14 protein-coding genes and 4 pseudogenes are annotated in these 16,427 nt (G+C 50.5%); 13 read left to right on the plus strand and 5 right to left on the minus strand.

The features are described from left to right. Positions 1-146: 146 nt before the first annotated feature. Positions 147-1,313: pseudogene (locus C1H69_RS00005) on the minus strand (IS701 family transposase). A gap of 267 nt (positions 1,314-1,580) precedes the next feature. On the opposite strand from C1H69_RS00005, the gene C1H69_RS24685 reads away from it, so the two are divergent. Further along, positions 1,581-1,823 (plus strand): hypothetical protein, encoded by a 243-nt coding sequence (locus tag C1H69_RS24685; RefSeq protein WP_205738369.1) that lies wholly within the window; start codon positions 1,581-1,583, stop codon positions 1,821-1,823. 35 nt (positions 1,824-1,858) lie between these two features. On the opposite strand, the gene C1H69_RS00015 is transcribed toward C1H69_RS24685, so the two are convergent. Next, complete coding sequence (locus C1H69_RS00015; protein WP_240609735.1) at positions 1,859-2,392, minus strand: helix-turn-helix domain-containing protein; 534 nt, start codon at positions 2,390-2,392, stop codon at positions 1,859-1,861. A gap of 229 nt (positions 2,393-2,621) precedes the next feature. On the opposite strand from C1H69_RS00015, the gene C1H69_RS00020 reads away from it, so the two are divergent. Continuing rightward, positions 2,622-3,551, plus strand: a complete 930-nt coding sequence (locus tag C1H69_RS00020) for a DMT family transporter (protein WP_102651380.1) — start codon at positions 2,622-2,624, stop codon at positions 3,549-3,551. A gap of 184 nt (positions 3,552-3,735) precedes the next feature. Then, on the plus strand, positions 3,736-4,686 hold the full coding sequence (locus C1H69_RS00025; protein ID WP_102651381.1) for a LysR family transcriptional regulator: 951 nt from the start codon (positions 3,736-3,738) through the stop codon (positions 4,684-4,686). Positions 4,687-4,824: 138 nt separating this feature from the next. On the opposite strand, the gene C1H69_RS00030 is transcribed toward C1H69_RS00025, so the two are convergent. After that, positions 4,825-5,589, minus strand: a complete 765-nt coding sequence (locus C1H69_RS00030) for an IS5 family transposase (RefSeq protein WP_422666868.1) — start codon at positions 5,587-5,589, stop codon at positions 4,825-4,827. 414 nt (positions 5,590-6,003) lie between these two features. Here C1H69_RS00030 and C1H69_RS00035 point away from each other — a divergent pair, with 414 nt between their 5' ends. The 5 genes from C1H69_RS00035 to C1H69_RS00055 all read left to right on the plus strand — a co-directional run bounded on the left by C1H69_RS00035 (position 6,004) and on the right by C1H69_RS00055 (position 10,589). Further along, positions 6,004-7,293 (plus strand): NAD(P)-dependent oxidoreductase, encoded by a 1,290-nt coding sequence (locus tag C1H69_RS00035; RefSeq protein ID WP_205738370.1) that lies wholly within the window; start codon positions 6,004-6,006, stop codon positions 7,291-7,293. A gap of 64 nt (positions 7,294-7,357) precedes the next feature. Then, the gene (locus tag C1H69_RS00040) at positions 7,358-8,290 is read left to right on the plus strand and encodes a 2-oxoglutarate and iron-dependent oxygenase domain-containing protein (RefSeq protein ID WP_102651383.1); all 933 of its coding nucleotides are present in this window, start codon (positions 7,358-7,360) and stop codon (positions 8,288-8,290) included. 32 nt (positions 8,291-8,322) lie between these two features. Beyond that, positions 8,323-9,075: a class II aldolase/adducin family protein gene (locus tag C1H69_RS00045; RefSeq protein WP_102651384.1), complete on the plus strand. Its 753-nt coding sequence runs from the start codon at positions 8,323-8,325 to the stop codon at positions 9,073-9,075. Positions 9,076-9,080: 5 nt separating this feature from the next. After that, positions 9,081-10,049 carry an NAD(P)-dependent oxidoreductase gene (locus C1H69_RS00050; protein WP_165789380.1) on the plus strand — a complete coding sequence of 323 codons (969 nt, stop codon included), beginning with the start codon at positions 9,081-9,083 and terminating at the stop codon, positions 10,047-10,049. Positions 10,050-10,247: 198 nt separating this feature from the next. Beyond that, positions 10,248-10,589 (plus strand): DMT family transporter, encoded by a 342-nt coding sequence (locus C1H69_RS00055; RefSeq protein ID WP_102651386.1) that lies wholly within the window; start codon positions 10,248-10,250, stop codon positions 10,587-10,589. Positions 10,590-10,697: 108 nt separating this feature from the next. On the opposite strand, the gene C1H69_RS24545 is transcribed toward C1H69_RS00055, so the two are convergent. Both C1H69_RS24545 and C1H69_RS00070 read right to left on the minus strand, forming a co-directional pair. Then, the gene (locus tag C1H69_RS24545; protein WP_422666870.1) at positions 10,698-11,195 is read right to left on the minus strand and encodes a helix-turn-helix domain-containing protein; all 498 of its coding nucleotides are present in this window, start codon (positions 11,193-11,195) and stop codon (positions 10,698-10,700) included. 1,074 nt (positions 11,196-12,269) lie between these two features. Continuing rightward, on the minus strand, positions 12,270-13,004 hold the full coding sequence (locus C1H69_RS00070) for an acyl-homoserine-lactone synthase (protein WP_102651389.1): 735 nt from the start codon (positions 13,002-13,004) through the stop codon (positions 12,270-12,272). A 366-nt stretch (positions 13,005-13,370) separates the two neighbouring features. Here C1H69_RS00070 and C1H69_RS24550 point away from each other — a divergent pair. The 5 genes and pseudogenes from C1H69_RS24550 to C1H69_RS00100 all read left to right on the plus strand — a co-directional run. After that, positions 13,371-14,127, plus strand: a pseudogene (locus C1H69_RS24550) (IS1634 family transposase); the annotation flags it as partial. Between the two features lie 83 nt (positions 14,128-14,210). Continuing rightward, positions 14,211-14,501 (plus strand): IS66 family insertion sequence element accessory protein TnpA, encoded by a 291-nt coding sequence (tnpA, locus tag C1H69_RS00085; protein WP_102651392.1) that lies wholly within the window; start codon positions 14,211-14,213, stop codon positions 14,499-14,501. Continuing rightward, a complete protein-coding gene (gene tnpB / locus C1H69_RS00090; protein WP_102651393.1) occupies positions 14,498-14,866 on the plus strand; it encodes an IS66 family insertion sequence element accessory protein TnpB in 369 nt (122 codons plus the stop codon). The genes tnpA and tnpB overlap by 4 nt, the downstream gene beginning before the upstream one ends. Before the next feature lie 3 nt (positions 14,867-14,869). After that, positions 14,870-15,787 (plus strand): annotated as a pseudogene (locus tag C1H69_RS00095) (IS66 family transposase); the annotation flags it as partial. Between the two features lie 142 nt (positions 15,788-15,929). Then, positions 15,930-16,381: pseudogene (locus tag C1H69_RS00100) on the plus strand (IS1634 family transposase); the annotation flags it as partial. Positions 16,382-16,427 lie beyond the last annotated feature (46 nt).

Genomic DNA, 16,427 nt, shown 5'->3' on the forward strand with positions numbered 1-16,427 from the left:
GAGCCTTCATCATCCGTAGGTACTGGTGGCGACAATGGCATTGCCAGGCGCGGTACTGATGCCGTCGTCGCCAGTTCGACCAGAGCAGCATGTGTGATAAAGTCTGGTTTCCCCGCATGAACCAGCGATTCATCAATCGCCGGAGTTCAGGTAAGGTCCAGGCGATACGCGTCACGGTGTTTTTTTTCCTGCGGAATGGCCTGCCGCATGGCGACCAGCAAAGCGTGCGCCAGAAGCGCCAGGGTGATATGGCGATGCCAACTGCCCCAACGCCGAACTTCATAGTCATCCAGCCCACATTCCCCCTTGGCTATCTGGAAGCCTTGCTCGATTTTCCAACGCTGACCGGCAACCCGCACCAAGGTATGAATCGATGCCTGCTCTCGCGGGGCAAAGACCACATAGTAGGCCCGCTCGTCCGGCTATGAGCGGCTGCGTCGGATCAGCAGATAATGCCCCCAACGACGATCCTCCTCGTTGAGTTGGAGGCGCATCAACGGTGTCAACGCCCACTCGTACCATCGTTCTCCCTTGCTGCCAGCGCCGGCAGACAAGGTCTGCCACGCATCATCAGGCAGGGCCGCCATGCTCTCATCAGCCCGGGTGTACTGGAAGCTCTTCCACCACAAGGGTTCATTGCAAGCCACTTCCAGAACAAAGGGTTGCGATCGCTGCTCGAGCCAGAAGCGCAGGCGGCGATTGCCTCCGTAGATGCTGTCTCCTGTTACCCAGGAGGCCGGCGTGCCGTGATCCAGGGCACGCTCCAGCATGCGACGAGCAAGCTCCGGTTTGCTGGCAAATTCGACGTCATCGGGAATCCCGGCACGCCGGCAACGATGGCGATCCTCGGTCCAGGACTTGGGCACGTACAGGGCGCGATCCAGGAACGCATGCCCAGCAGGACTGGCGTAGAGAAGAAAGACCCCAATTTGGCTGTTTTCGACACGCCCGGCCGTGCCACTGTACTGGCGCTGTACGCCGACGGAGTGCTGGCCTTTCTTGATGAAGCCGGTCTCGTCCAGCACCAGCACACTCTCAGGATCGCCCAGCAACTCGATGACCCATTGGCGAAGCCTATCCCGCGCGTCATCCGCATCCCAGCGCGCCCGATCCAGCAGGTATTGGACGCCATCAGGAGACACATCGCCCAACCATTCGGCGAGTTGCCAGCCATTCTTGCGCTCACATCGGCTGAGCAATCCTTTGATATATCCCATGGCCCGCTCGCGGGTTTCCGAGCGAGGAAAGAGCGGTCCAAGTCGTTGGGCCAGGTCATCGAAGCGGTCGACAATGGCGGTTTCTAGTGACGGCATATCTCATCCACGAAAACGTTAGGATTCAAGATCATGCAGTGTAGTCAAATTTAGCTACGGCTGTAGTACTAGTCTATACCGGCAAGTGCGAAACGACGAGTCGCCTGACGCGTGTTCTCAAGCAGACAGGGTTGAAGGTGGCTGTGCTGCGCTTGAGCGTTGACACCAGGTCGAGAAAGGCATCGAAGTCCGGCTCAATAACCCCGAGTTGGTGAAGCCAGGCCTTGATCTCCTCGACTTCCCGACGGTCGCGTTCATGTAGATCGGTTGGAACAACTACACGCTTCAGCAGGCGGCGCGCTTGCCATGGCGTATCGGACAGCACTGGGCGGTTGCGTGGTGTTCTTCGGCTACACTGAAACCTCGCAGACCGACTGCATGTGGTTGATGGCCAGCAAAAGCGCCGTAGCGCAGAGCACGTCCGGGGACATCCCCGAACCGGGCCTGGATGCGCTCAACATTGATGGCGAATCGGTCGAGATGGAATTGGTCAGGCAACTAGTCGCTTGAACCCAACCCCTCTTCGGAGGATTTTTTTAGCACACTCAGTAATGTGGAGGTGTCATCACCCACACAACTACTGTTCTGGTCTTTCCCGGATTCCTGTATCTGTGCGGTTTCGATGAGTCGAAGTGAAAACTATCCCCTTCGCAGAGGAGGAACACTTCTGATTCAATGGTGAGCTCTAACTGTCCCTGATCCACGTACCCAGCCTCTTCTCCATCATGGGAGTACAGCTCATCTCCAGAGCTTCCTCCGGGCTCAAGGGTACATAGCAGAAGCTCGAGCTTTCCAGACAGTGTGGGAGAGAGAAGCTCATCACGGATTCCCGACTCGAATTTCAAGGAACGGCGCCTGGAGGCGCGTACGACAACAGCAGCCTCAGGTTCCTCATGCCCTTCTGGGTCGGGAAAAAACCAGTTGATGCTTACTCCGAGGATACGTGCAATCACATTCAGTGATCGAATCGATGGGGTTGCATGCTCGCGCTCGAGCTGACTCAAGTACCCAACAGACAGGCCCGTTTCAAGAGCGAGGTCCTGGAGAGTCATTGACTTTGCCTTTCGCAGTTCACGCATGCGCGATCCAATGATTGGTTGCGTCTCGCGGGGCCTATTAGCTGGGAAGCAGTAGGCCTTCTCCTCGGGATCCGAAGTAGGTTTAGAATATTTCATCAAAATTACACCGCTATTTTTTTGACATGAGCGAATTTTTCAGCAATAAATTATAGCAGGGTTGGAGGGTGAGGTCACCATCCTCCAGTAAAGCACGTCCTGCCTTTCTGCAGGCTGCCACAAGGAGCAACCGATGGAGCGGCTTGAATTCAACGGGAAGGCGATTCTTGCTCGAGCAGGGGCTAGCGGTCCGGCCATGATGATATGTGCTACGGCACTGATGGCTTTCCAGGACTCCTTGGTGAAGCTGATGAGTGCAGACCTCCCGCTCTGGCAGCTATTCCTGGTCAGATCGTTAATAGCTCTCCCTGTGCTGTTAGTTCTATCGGGTAAAAATTCCGGCCAGGTTCTGCGGGCGGCGTTTTTACCTTGGGCTCTCATTCGGTCATTCTTTATTGTAGCGATGTACATTGCTTTCTATGCAGCTCTACCAGTTCTCGACCTATCCGTTGTGGCTGCGCTCTATCATGCGGCACCTGTTCTCATTGTTCTGCTTTCGACAATATTTCTACATGAATCAGTTCGTCTTGGACAGGCCATTGCAATAGGTTTGGCATTCATCGGGGTTCTCATAGTCGTTCAACCTTCGGGTAATGCTTTGACTATAGCTGTAATCATTCCGCTTGTTTCAGCCCTTTGTTATGCGATTGCTGCAGTAATGACCAGGTCCAATGTAAGTGATGCTGGTCCATGGGCTCTAACCGTATCCATTAATATCGTTTTTGTAGCTCTCGGAGGTTCAGGAGTTGCAATTTTGGCAATTGTAGACCCGGCGCCAGTCTATCCATTTCTTACACAAGCATGGATACCGCTGAGTAAAGAAATTATAGGTAGCCTATCTGCACTCGCAGTGATATCAGTAGGGATTCATTTAGCCCTGGCAAAGGCATATAAAGCTGGACCTATGGCGGTAGTTGCAAGCCTTGATTATTCATATCTTTTATTTATTGCGCTGTGGGTATTTGTATTTTTTGGATCTGTCCCAGAGAACATGGTTATCTTTGGTTCTATTCTCATTGCTGCTTCTGGTATATGGCTCACATTTGGGAATCAAGATAATTAGAAGGCAATGGCTGAAATAAACATGTGGTGCCAGGAAGAAGATTTAATTAAAAGTGAGATTTCCAAGAGAGACTGAATTAAAGGTTTTTCATAAACCTGTAGGGTGCGTGGAGCCTGTGGTTATTTATGAGTTTTATTATATTTATAAATAAGATATTGTTCTTAAAATTACGCAGGAGGTCGTGATGGCTCTTAGCATTGAATCCTTGAGAGCATTTCAAGCTGTCGCCGAAACAGGAAGTTTCACGCGATCAGCAGAAAAAATATGTAAGACTCAAGCAGCTGTTAGCCTTCAAATTAGACAGTTAGAGCATTATCTTGGAAAGGACTTGTTTCTACGTGAGCGCAGTGGCGCAAAATTAACAGAGCATGGTAGAGTTTTGCATAAATACGCATCTAAGATCTTGTCGGCGCACTCAGAAGTAATATCCAGATTGTCTCACCCAGAGCCGGTAAGCACAATCCGCTTTGGAATACCTGACGACTACAAACTAACTTGCCTGCCTGTTTTACTCTCATGCTTCAATGAGGTCTTTCCAAATGTAATAATCGAAGCGGAAATTGAAAGCACGTATGAACTAGAGCAATTGCTTGATAGGGGAGAGCTCGATCTAGCAGTTATTACCAAGGCTTTAAGTGAGGGTGAGCAAGGTGACAAATTTATGGTAGACCGCCTCATCTGGGCATCGGCAATAGATAGCAAGGCTTATATGGAAAGGCCATTGCCATTAGCGATATATACTAAACCATCACAGTTTTATGAGTGGGCCATTTCAACATTGGATGCTGTCGGTGTAAAGTATCGTACAGCTATATCAAGCTCAGATATCACAACTCTACATGCAGCGGTTTCGGCGGGCTACGCAGTTGCTCCAATGTTAGAGTCTGAAATATCTATTGGTCTAAAACAGTTAGATGTATCAGACGGTTTGACTTCATTGCCTACTGTGAAAGTTTGTCTTGCTTATCCTAAGGGCTCCTCTTCAAATGTTAGTCGGAAACTTGCAAACCTCATAGCCGATGACATTTCAAAAATTATTGGCCGAAAAGTGAGTGAAGTGAAAAAATGCCGAAATTCTTTTGCTAGAAAATCACTTGGCAATGATGTCGCATACAAGCTACAGAATTTTCAATGATTCATTCTCATTTTGTTCCCAATAGCAATAGCCCCATTATTTTGATGAGGTTAAAGCATAGAATGGATCTCCTACAATCATGACAAAATTACCACACCTTTTGTAGGTGCAGAGGATAGTTGCATTTCCGGGAAGGTGTTAATAATAACTTGTCAAGTCTAGGTTCTTGTCTGAAAAGTCTGCACGCAAACAACGGTCTATGCAGACCAGGCATACCACCGCCCGGAAGCTGCTGGCGAGCTTGTCGTAGCGTGTGCAGATGCGGCGTAGTTCCTTGATCCAGCCGATGCACCGCTCAATGACGTTCCTTTCCCAGCAACGCGGTTTGTCAAAACTTCTGAGTGTCCTTGGTCGTGGTTTTCGACGCATCTTGCGTCTAGCGATGATCGGCTTCATTCGATGGCGGTCGCAGTACTGGCGGAGGAAATCACTGTCATAGCCCTTGTCTGCCACGATGCAGCGATAGCGCTTACGTGGACGTCCCACCGGCCCAGGCAGGTGGACGTGTTCCATGGCCGGCACGAAGTGACGGGTATCCGAATCCTGCCCCGGTGTCAACGTCAGTGGCCAACCATGCCGATCGCAGACCATGTGATCTTGGGCGTCAGGCCGCCTCGGCTCTGCCCCAGTGCATGGTCTACGGGTTCGTTCGATCCCCTTTATTGCCGCCTCCCGAGAACAGCGCACGTGGCCCGGATTAACGTAGAGTCGATCATCCAAGTATAGATCCATCAGTCCGTCTTCACGCAACTTGAGATGGAGCTGATCCAGGACCGCCTCGAAAGTGCCATCATCTCGCCACTGCGGGAACCGGTCATAGACCGTCTTCCACAGACTATACCGTTCCGGGAGGTCGCGCCACTTGGCACCAGATCGCAGGATCCAGAAGATCCCGTTTACCACTTGACGGTCATCTCGGCGGGGGCGCCCATTGGCTGGGAGGGCGAGACAATGTCCTCGATCATCTTCCAGCTTTGATCAGAGAGTTCGTAGCATCCTGCCATGCTTCACCTATGCAGCTGCTGAGGCATGAATAATATTAGTAAATTCGGCTTTCGGATAAAACCTAAGCTCCAGTGATATCGCTGTCTGACCATTGTGGTAGCTGGATGGGATATCTATGTCCTCAAAATATCCGCTGCTGCGATACCTAAGGTAAAAGGTGTTTCTACATGCATAAGAAATTTTTATAGAGATAAAAAATCCTTGAGATCCTTGTTGAAAAAAATGAGTTACCCTGAATGTGAGAGTCAGGTCATAAGGCGTCTATCTTGCTGGTCAGAAATATAACTAAGGATGGTAATGGAGGTGCAGATAATGACACGTGTAGGTTTTATTGGTACCGGAAACATGGGGCGACCAATGATCGACAAGCTTCTTGAGGCTGGATATCCAGTAAGTGTCTATGATTTCAGAACTGAATCAGCAAGAAGTGTTATCGAAAAAGGTGCTGAATGGCATGACTCTCCACGTAGTGCGGCAAATAACTGCGACATTGTAATTACTTGCCTACCATTACCTGAGGATGTTTATGAGAATATGGTTGGTGATGAGGGAGCTCTAGCTGGTATGAAATCCAGCAGTGTGTGGATCGATACATCAACAACTGACTATCACAACACTCTAGATGTTGCCAGCCAAGCGAAGTCTCAAGGAATTTATTCGTTAGAGGCACCGGCTAGCAATTTATCGCATATGGGTGTTGATTTCGCCAATGCAAGTTTTTTTGTAGGTGGTCCATTGGAAGCCTATAAGCGTTGCGAAATAGTATTGAATGAAATGGGTGTAGTTTCATTTCACGTCGGAGGTATTGGTCAAGCACAATCAGTCAAACTCTTGACAAATTTGCTTTTCTATACCGCAGTCGTCGCAGTTGGAGATGCTTTACTTCATAGTAGATTTGCAGGGGTACCTGCCCATCAAGCATGGAAGTGTTTCGTTCGTTCCCCTGCTAATTCCGTAGCCATAGAGCAATTTGCACCATTTCTACTAGATGGTAGCTTCGATAGTTCCTGTAGTCTAGAGATTGCTGTAAAGGACATGGCTCTAACCGTTCAAATGGCTGATGAACTTAAAACACCTATGCCACTAGGTCGAGTGATTGAGTCGCGTTACAGGCATGCAGGGTTAAAGTATGACCGTTATGACAATCACCTTCGTGTGGTTGAAGCGAGACATACGGGTAATGGGGTCCACTTGAAGGTACCCGGGTATAGTGCACCCTCAAAGTATGGAATCGATCCGTCTTACCCCATTGATCAAGAGTTCACCACTGACCAAGTCGGGCGCGTTAAACCAAAGCGCGAGCATCAATTTCCACTTAATGATATTCCGCTTGATGATGACCAAGTGAAACTTCTCGATACGCTGATAGATGACTTGGTTTATGTCAATCGCCAGATCCTTGACGAAGCATATGATCTTGGCCGAGGAATGGGATTAAAGGACTCCCTTATCTATGACGTAGTTACATGGAGTGTAGGCGCCTCTAATTGGTCTGACAGTTTGATGGATGAATGTGGAAATGAACTCATGTCAGAACGAAAAAAAACAGCTGATGAAATAACAAGCCCTAACCTTACAGCCCTTTTCGCAGACAATTTATAATTTTCCTTATTTGTAATGGATGTTCAGGAATATAGCTTAATCACAATAGGTTTATAGGTGTGTTATGGATGCTTTCCCCAAAATATCTCTACAGAAACTTTCTTCTTCTGAAATGCGATTAGATGAGCTCGATATTTTATACTCGACCTGTCAGAACTATGGCTTCTTCTATCTAATAGACCATGGTTTATCAGAGAAGAAAATAAAAGACACTATTAAAGCGTCTTATGATTTCTTTAATCTTCCTAAATTAGTGAAAGAACGATACAATCACTCTTCCCAGGGCGTTTTTCCTGCTACTTCTCGTGGGTATACCCCGTTGTATGGAGAGATTCTTCACCCTGGTGAAGGTAATGATCCGAAGGAGATTTTCGATGTTGGCATCGAGAATGATAGTTCAGGTCGTCCCTTTTTAGGGCCGACAAACTTGCCGGACAATGAAGTTGCTCCTAACTTTTCTAGATTTCTGTTGTCGTTACAGTCGGACATCATGGATGATGTTGTTCCTGTGCTTGGGAAGGCTTTTGCAGAAATTCTCGGCATGGATTCCGATTGGTTTAAAAGACATTTTAATTCTCCTACACTTCTTCAGCGTGTGATTCGTTATCCACCTAATAATGGGGCTGCAGGTAAGCACACAGATAATGGATTTTTTACACTACTTCTTCAAGAAGATCTCCCATCATGCTCATTGAAGGTATGGTTCAAAGATCATTGGGTGTCTGTTCCTAGTCTCCCTGGAAGTCTTATAGTGAATCTTGGCGACATGCTTCAGGAATTAAGTGATGATAGATTTATGAGTACACCTCATCAAGTTGAGCACAATGGGGGTACAGATAGAATTTCTCTTCCATTCTTTATATATCCAGACATCGATTCTCGTCTTTCTTCTCCGAGTGGGAAAAGATCATTTGAAGTTGCTGAGGTAATGTTGAGCAACTTTCTATCTATCTGGGAAACCAACGATGGGGCTGGCCGTGCGATTGAGTTGCAGTAATTATTTACATACACATACAGAGTGATTGAGATATGTTGGAACAAAGCGATTTTTGCAGCCAAGACAACGATAGAGATGAATGGCGGGCACGTATTGATCTTGCGGCGATGTTTCGTTTGGCAGATTACTATGGTTGGTCAGATACGGTATGGGGACATATTAGTGCCAGGGCACCAGGTACAAAGGATAGCTTCCTAATGCACCGTTTTGGACTTCGTAATCGCGAAGTATGTGCATCTAACCTTATCAAGGTTGATCGTGATGGATGTGTTATAGATGGCCCGCGTGATGTAAATGTTGCTGGTTTTGTTATTCAGAGCGCTATCCATAGACACCATCCTGAAAACCATTTTGTATTCCATACTCATGCTCCAACTGCACTTGCGGCTACCGCCTTTCGTGATGGGGTGCCTTTTCTAGTGCAAGATTCAGCAATGCTTTATGGCAAGGTTCGGTATCATGGCTGGGAGGGTGAGTCAGTCGATCTTGGTGAGCGAGAACGGATCGCCGAAAACCTCGGAGATGGAAAATGTCTCATCATGCGTAATCATGGTTTTTTGACAGTGGGGGCTACCGCTGGTGAAGCATTCATGAATATGTACTATCTTGTCCGCATGTGTGAGGTTGCCCTTCGCGCCTATGCTAGCGGCCTTCCTCTTGATGAGGCTACACCTGAGCTTTGGTCTCTTGCGGCGGAGCAGTATAAATCTTTTCCCCCTGGACACTATGAGTGGCCGGCCCTGTTAAGGGTATGTGATGAACTTGATCCGACTTACAGGAACTAATGTTTATGACTATTTTTCTAGATCAGGGTGCTGTCCCCTCGCAATCTAATGCTGGTGCTGGGCATTTACGTGTGGGGTACATTGGTCTCGGTCAAATGGGCCATGGTATGGCTGCCAATATTCTTCGCGCTGGCCATAGTATTTTTGGGTATGATGTTGACCCTAAGGCCATGTCTACATTCAGAAGTATTGGAGGGGTAACGGTAGGCAGTGTGCGTGAAGCTGTAGGTTCTGTAGATGTAGTGATTACGTCACTCCCAGGTCCTCAACATTTGGAACAAGTCGCTTTATCAGAAGATGGCTTGCTCAATTCCGCCCAAGTAGGGACGATCTGGATTGATTGTAGTACTGTTGATGTTTCCACTGGCATACGTCTTCGTGATGCTTGCACTCAGGCCGGTATTGAAATGGTTGATGCACCTGTGACAGGAGGAGCGGAGCGTGCATCTAGCGGAGATCTGACTGTTCTTGTCGGTGGCGATGACGACATTGTTACACGACTTAATTTTCTCTTTAGAGGCTTTGCTAAAAGAGTTCACCACCTAGGACCATTTGGGGCTGGATATGCAGCTAAGTTGTGTCAGTTGCATTTGAACTATCTCGTTGCCACTGGGGTCGGAGAAGCTTTTCTCATGGCAGCTCGATTTACAGTTGATGTTAAAGAGTTATATTTAGCTCTGCAAAAAAGCTGTGCGCAAAGCTATGTTCTTGACCATCATGTGCCCCAGTTGCTTGCAGGAGACTACGACGAGTCCTTCAATTTAGGCCTTGCTGTAAAGGATTTGGGGCTGATCTGTGATTTGGGTGAAAGTACTGGTGTTGAACTTTCGCTCGGTCGATTGGTTTATAATCGATACAAAGAGGCGCGAGATAAGTACGGTGATACAGCGCCCCATCTCAGTATTATACGCCTATTGGAGGATAGCCATCATCAGTTAATTCGCCCTATGAGTAATATGGAGGTGGTGGAGTAGCGCATAATTATAAGCTTGTGCCATTAACTACCGGATGAATGATGTTTTTTCTGCGCCGTCATATCTTGAAGTCAATTTTAAGATTTTTCTAGATGATGCGGGAGAAAATATGTTATTCGTGACTTTCTCATCTTGTTGTGGCTGCTTTAATCCATCGGGCGGATTGTTTGATGTTTTTTAACAAACTGGAGTTTAGTTTTGTCCCAAGTCTCGCTATATACAGCTTTAATAACTGCTATTGTCTTTGAGGTGCTAGGGACGTCTGCTATGCAGGCGGCACAACATTTCTCTAGGCTTGTGCCAACCACACTTATGGTGGTTTGTTATGCTATAGCATTTTACACGTTGTCCTATACACTTCGCTATATCCCAGTCGGTATCGCTTATGCACTCTGGAGCGGTCTTGGTACCGTCTTGATCTCATTAGTCGGTTTTGTAGTTTTCGGACAGAAAGTAGATATGGCGGGTATTTTGGGGCTTGCGCTTATAATTGCGGGCGTATTAGTGCTCAACCTTTTCTCCAATTCAACACTACACTGAAGATGGCGCCTGACAAGCAGACGTTTCAGTCGGGCCTTGAGGCGTGGCAGCTGACTCAGTTGGTACCGAAAGGTGTGCATGTCCATGGATAGGCACCTCAGAGGACCTTCACCTACCAAGGTAGCCTTTCACACCCAACAACGGGGACATAGCCTTTAGATAAGGCTTCATGGCCCTTGCGGAACGCGGTCTCATCCACGGACAGAAAGCGCACATCCAGTGAGTCCTCGTTTCCAGGCCTCGCTTGACCGCATGCCTCATGATGCCGTCGATAGCTGTCCAGCTCAGCTTCAGTTGCCGACTGACCGCTTGTATCGATGCGTCTTTCAACCAGCGGATCACGAAGGCTTCAAAGAGCGCGGTGTAGAGGCTGTTACCCTCTGCCCAAGGCACCTGGATCGTCAGGCAGCCATGCTCTGGGCAACGAACACGAGGCACATCCGCTACTACCTTGGTCTGGAACTGACAGGTGTCCAAATGTCGCCACTGACGGCGTCGCTTGTCGTATCTCGGGGCGAGTCGACCGCACTGGGGACAGCAAAGGCCGGTAGAGGCATCACACTCGACGTGGACTTCGACCAAACCACTGGTCTCATCCAGCTCCACATCGCTGACCCACCAGGGGGAGGAAAGGCCGAGAATACGCTGTAGAGCTGATGCTGATGCATGGTGCCCCTATCAAGATACGTTCATGACAGGGACTATGGTGTAAGAAATCGACACCTGATGGAATCAACACCCACTACATTGGATGATGACACCAATATATACAGTGTTTTGGCTTGCCGTTCCAACCAACAATTACCAATACCTTGCTTCCCGGTGGCAGTAAGACGCTTGACAGCTGGAAAGGCACCGCTAGCATGAAAAGCGCAGTTGCTGTCGATGACAGACTTGGAGGTCTCGACCGGCTCCAACGGGGACGCCCGAGGTTGCTGCACATCTCATCCCAGTGCAGGCGCTTGATCTTCGAATGGATCACCCAAGTTCGCCAAGCATCCAGTGAGCGGGCGCTGTCTCCGGCGGTCGGATGCCTCTTCACACTACCACCCATCTAGGGAGCCTTCCCCTTGTGGGCAAGTCTCCTCATGACATGAGGAGATCATCATGAAAAGCGGGCAACCTTCATTGGCGTTGACATAGCCCTGTATGACGCGCTTCTCGCCATTGAAGTACCTGCCGAGAAGGCTCGTCATGTCGTCAATGCGTTGGAGGATGATATGCAGAATCTCGCGACCAAGTAGGATCTCTATCACCCCGAGCAGCGAGTGACGTCTGCGATGTACCGTGCTCTGCTGTTTCAAACCCTAACCTTGGGCTGGCCTGGTGGTCGCCATCGTCAAACTGCTGTAATCCCCACGCCGCTTGGCGTGACTAACCCCACCCACCATGGGAATCACGGGGGTGCGAGGCGTCATAGCGTCTGACCAGTGCACCGTTGGAAGGCATGAACGGTCTGTTTCAAGTGGCAAGATCATGCGCGAGAGGCTGCCAGAATGAAGCCAACTTCCATCGTCATGATCTACGGACTGGCTGCTAGATAGGGCTCCTGCTAAATCCACATGAAATGTCGAAGAACTCATTTCCTCTGTGGTAGTTGAGTCGTTTCGGCAGTACCTATGAGTCTATTAATTTAATCATCCGAAGATGTTATAGGTAGAAGGTTGCCATCTCTGGTGATCAGCTGTAATAGGGATCAATCTCTATCCCGCTGTTTCTTATATCTGTATGTTCTTTTAGGCTACTTGCTATGACCGTGGGCAGTAATCCAGTGCCAATTCTCCGTCTGATAGCTTGATGTGACTCTTTACTGCAGTCCAGAAGACCATAGTATATAGTTTCATGTGATGTCCCAGTCCCTGCATCAAGCACATCTAATTTCCAGCCACTTCTTCTTACTATCCTAGCCATCAAAGCATCGACAACGACTTCAAATTTGTCAATTTCTTTAGCTAACCCAAACTCAATCATGCCGAGGAAAAGGATCACGGTTCGGACATCTATAGTGCCTTTGGTCCGAGAAGTGCCTTCATTTATGGGTGTGATAAAAAAGCGCGAGGCTTCCCAAACGCTGGTGGTTTCGGTTTCCTGTAGTGTAGACGGAGCTTTAAGCCACTTGAGCGGACCCGATAGGAGGGTCGGTACAGTAGAGGGGCGCAACCTCACACAGCTGGTGACGGAGCTAGCATTCAGGGTGTATAGATATACCGAGTCATGATTGTCATATTTATCACATTCGAGGTCGCCTCCATCATAACTTTCAATATCCCATTTTCTTCTATCGATAAAGGCGTTCTTACGTGAACGGTATATTTTCTCCAAGGTGGCCTTATCAAGATGCTCATATTTTTTTACATATACTTTGTAATTAGTAAGAGGTCTTGAGTTTACTGGTTCTTCTTTGTCTAATGGCATGCGATTCCCCTGTATATCTAGTGTTTAAGTTTTTATTGAAAATACAGGGTCAGGGCTAAGGGAAGTCACTGTCTCTTGGTACAGTGGTTTTTCTTGATAAATTATACTAATGCTAATGCTATTATAGATATCTTCATTTCCTGTATTAGGGAAACGCTGAACAATTCAGCATCGGGTCTGTGAAGCTGCCCAAGAACAACTTTTCTGCTCCCCCGAGTTCGACACTCCCAGCCCGGTTTTGGCCTGAAATCGACCTTTGCAGTCTGAGAATTCAGCGACTTAGTGCATTCCGGTCGAATCTTTTGTAGTGACACGTTTTTTCTTGGTTCCTTGCCAGCAGCTCAGTAGGCGGTCCATGGTGGTGACATGTTTGTCAAAGTCACCACATCCGGGCCGCGCCGCTACGTAAAGCTCGTCGAGTCCTACCGCTACAGGCCGGCAAGCCGCGCCAACGTGTCATCGCCACGCTGGGTCGCCTGGAGGCCGTCTCGGCCGGGGAATCCAGCGCGTTGATCAATGGCCTGCTGCGCGTAACCGGTCAGCCCACGCTTGAAGAAGGCACCGGCGAGACCGACTTCGCCCCGGCGCGTTATGTCGGTGATCCCTGGCTACTGACGTCGCTCTGGAAAGAGCTCGATTTGGATAACGCCTTCCGATGCGTGCTGCGCAGCACGCGGCAGTTCGATGCCGACCGTGGCCTGCTCTCCCTGGACAATCTGACAGCCCTGTCCGCCGTGCGCATCTAGGGTGCCCTCTGGAGTTCATCCTGGCGGTGCCGGGGCGCCGTTATGGCGAGTTCGATGACTTGCTAAAGGCATTTCATCAGGCGCACTGCCAGGATGCCGATCACGAAGCCTATGGCGAGATGGCATGGCAGGACCATCGGCTGATCGTGGCGCACCGGCCAGAAGTTGCCCAGGTGCAGACGGCCGCACGCGATCAAAAGCTCGAGGCCCTGCAGGCCGATGCTCGCCAGTGGTTCGAGAAGTTGGATAACCAAGACGCCGGACGTCGCTACCGGGACAGACAGCTCTCCGATGCCGACGTCACTGCCAGACTCTACAAGGCCGTCTCTGACGCTCACCTCGAGCATATCCTGAAGGTCGACCTGACGGCCGAGAGTAAGCGTTCATCCTGGGACGTCCTGCCATCCCACTGAATTTCGCCCTACAGTAGCCTCCCACTTCCCAACAAGAGGTTACTTCCATGAGAAAGCACCGCACGTCGGAACAGTGGCAGGCCCTGGTTGATCAACAGCATGATTCCGGCTTGTCAGCCACGCAGTTCTGCAAACAGCAGGACATCGGCTACGCCAGTTTCTGCAACTGGCGCAAGCGCCTGTCGGATCAGCCAGCCGGTGAGGCGCCTGGCTCTGATGACGCAAGTTTTCTCGACCTGTCCTCACTGATGGATGCATCGTCATCGTCCGGGGCAGGCTGGAACATTGTCCTGAGCCTCGGCAATGGCGTCGAATTGCGGCTGAGCCAGAACGGATGATCGGTTTGGATAGCCAGGCTCGGATCTGGCTGTGCACCGAGCCCACGGACATGCGCAAATCCTTCCGGGGATTGAGCGCCCTGGTTCGCAATCAGCTCAGGCAGGATCCGCTTGGCGGCCACTATTTTGTGTTCGTCAATCGCCGCAAGACCCAGATGAAGATGCTGTACTTCACCCTGACAGGGTATTGCCTGTGGGCCAAGCGTCTGGAGCAAGGGCAGTTCCGCGTGCGCCCGTCCACGTCTGGCCAGCGTGCCTTGACTCTGGCCGATCTCCAACTGCTGATTGACGGCATCGAAGTGCAAAATACCGTCAATTCAAGCGGTTTCGAGGCGCGTAACGGGCCTGTCTGCGGTATAATATAGGCCATGAATTCAACGGCCTGTGCCTCCCGTTCCTACACACCTTCCTCCCCGGCACTGGCCGAGGAGAATGCCCTGTTGCGAGAGCAGTTAGAGGCCCAGACAGAGACCATCCAGCAACTTCAGCATCAACTGGACTGGTTCAAGAAACAACTGTTCGGCCCCAAGTCCGAGAAACAGGTGTATGACCCGCCGGAACAGGGTGGCCTATTCAACTCCGGTGCAGTGCCCCGTCCCGAGACGCTTTCCGAGGAAGAGGCTCGCCCGGTTCGAGCCTATCAGCGGGGCATCGGCAAGAAGCAGCGGGACGACGACTGCCTGAATGACACGGGCCTGCGCTTTACCGCCGATGTGCCGGTGGAAGTTATCGAGCAACTGCCGCCGGAGTTGACCGGTTCGAACGCCAGCCAGTACGCCATCATCGGCACCAAAACGACCTACCGGCTGGCCCAACGAGCCTCCAGCTATGTGGTACTCAAGTGCGAGCGACCGGTATTCCGGCGCAAAGGGACTGACAACAAACCGGTGACACCACCTGCGCCATTCAACGTCCTGGACAACAGCCTGGCCGATGTCAGCCTGCTGGCCGGATTGCTGGTGGATAAGTTCCAGTTCCACCTGCCGCTGTATCGCCAGCACCAGCGTATTCAACAGGCTGGTATCACCGTCAGTCGCAGCACCCTGACTAACCTGGTCAAGCGGGCCGTCGATCTCCTCTGGCCCATTGTGGATGCCCAGACCGACAACGTCCTGCGCAGCCGGGTGCTAGCCATGGATGAAACGCCTATCAAGGCTGGCCACCAGGGCCGGGCGGGGCCACAAAAAGGCAAGATGAAAGCCGGGTGGTTCTGGCCACTGTACGGCGATGCCGACGAAGTGGTGTTCACCTACTCGAACAGCCGGGGCCGAGCCCATATCGAGCAAGTACTGAACGATCATTACCAAGATCAATCGCAAGAGTGTGATCGTGTTGGACGAAGATGGCTCCAAGCAGTACAAAGTCTCGCCGGGCTTGCTCAGGCCTCTACGCGAGGTGAAGTAAGTTCCCTACGTCGTGGAATGAACGCTTACGGCCGAGACGTTCAACTACGTGCTGGATCAGCGTGCGTTGGATCGCGCCAGGACGATGGATGGCAAGCTGCTGCTGGTCACCAACATGGTCGATCACGATCCGTGGGAGATCGTGAAACGCTACCGGTCTCTGGCCAACATCGAGCGCGGCTTCCGGGCGCTGAAGAGCGATAGCGAGATCGCGCTGGTCTACCATCGGCTACCGGATCGTATCCGCGCCCACGTGCTGATCGGCTTCCTCGCTTTGGTGCTTTACCGGGTGCTGCGGATGCGGTTGAAGGCCAGCGATCACCCGCTGTCACCGACGCGGGCGCTGGACATTGCCCGCAAGATCCAATTCCACCAGGTCCTGCTTACCCGTCGCGAGACCTGACCAAATTGAAGCCTGAACAACGCGACCTCTTCGAGGCCATTGGCCTGCCGGCATCTACCGCATCCCGCTTGTAGTGCCAATTTTGATAACGCGTTTCCAGGCTAATCAATAGCTTACACC

Source organism: Billgrantia endophytica (assembly GCF_002879615.1).
In the GTDB taxonomy this organism is placed as follows: Bacteria; Pseudomonadota; Gammaproteobacteria; order Pseudomonadales; family Halomonadaceae; genus Halomonas; species Halomonas endophytica.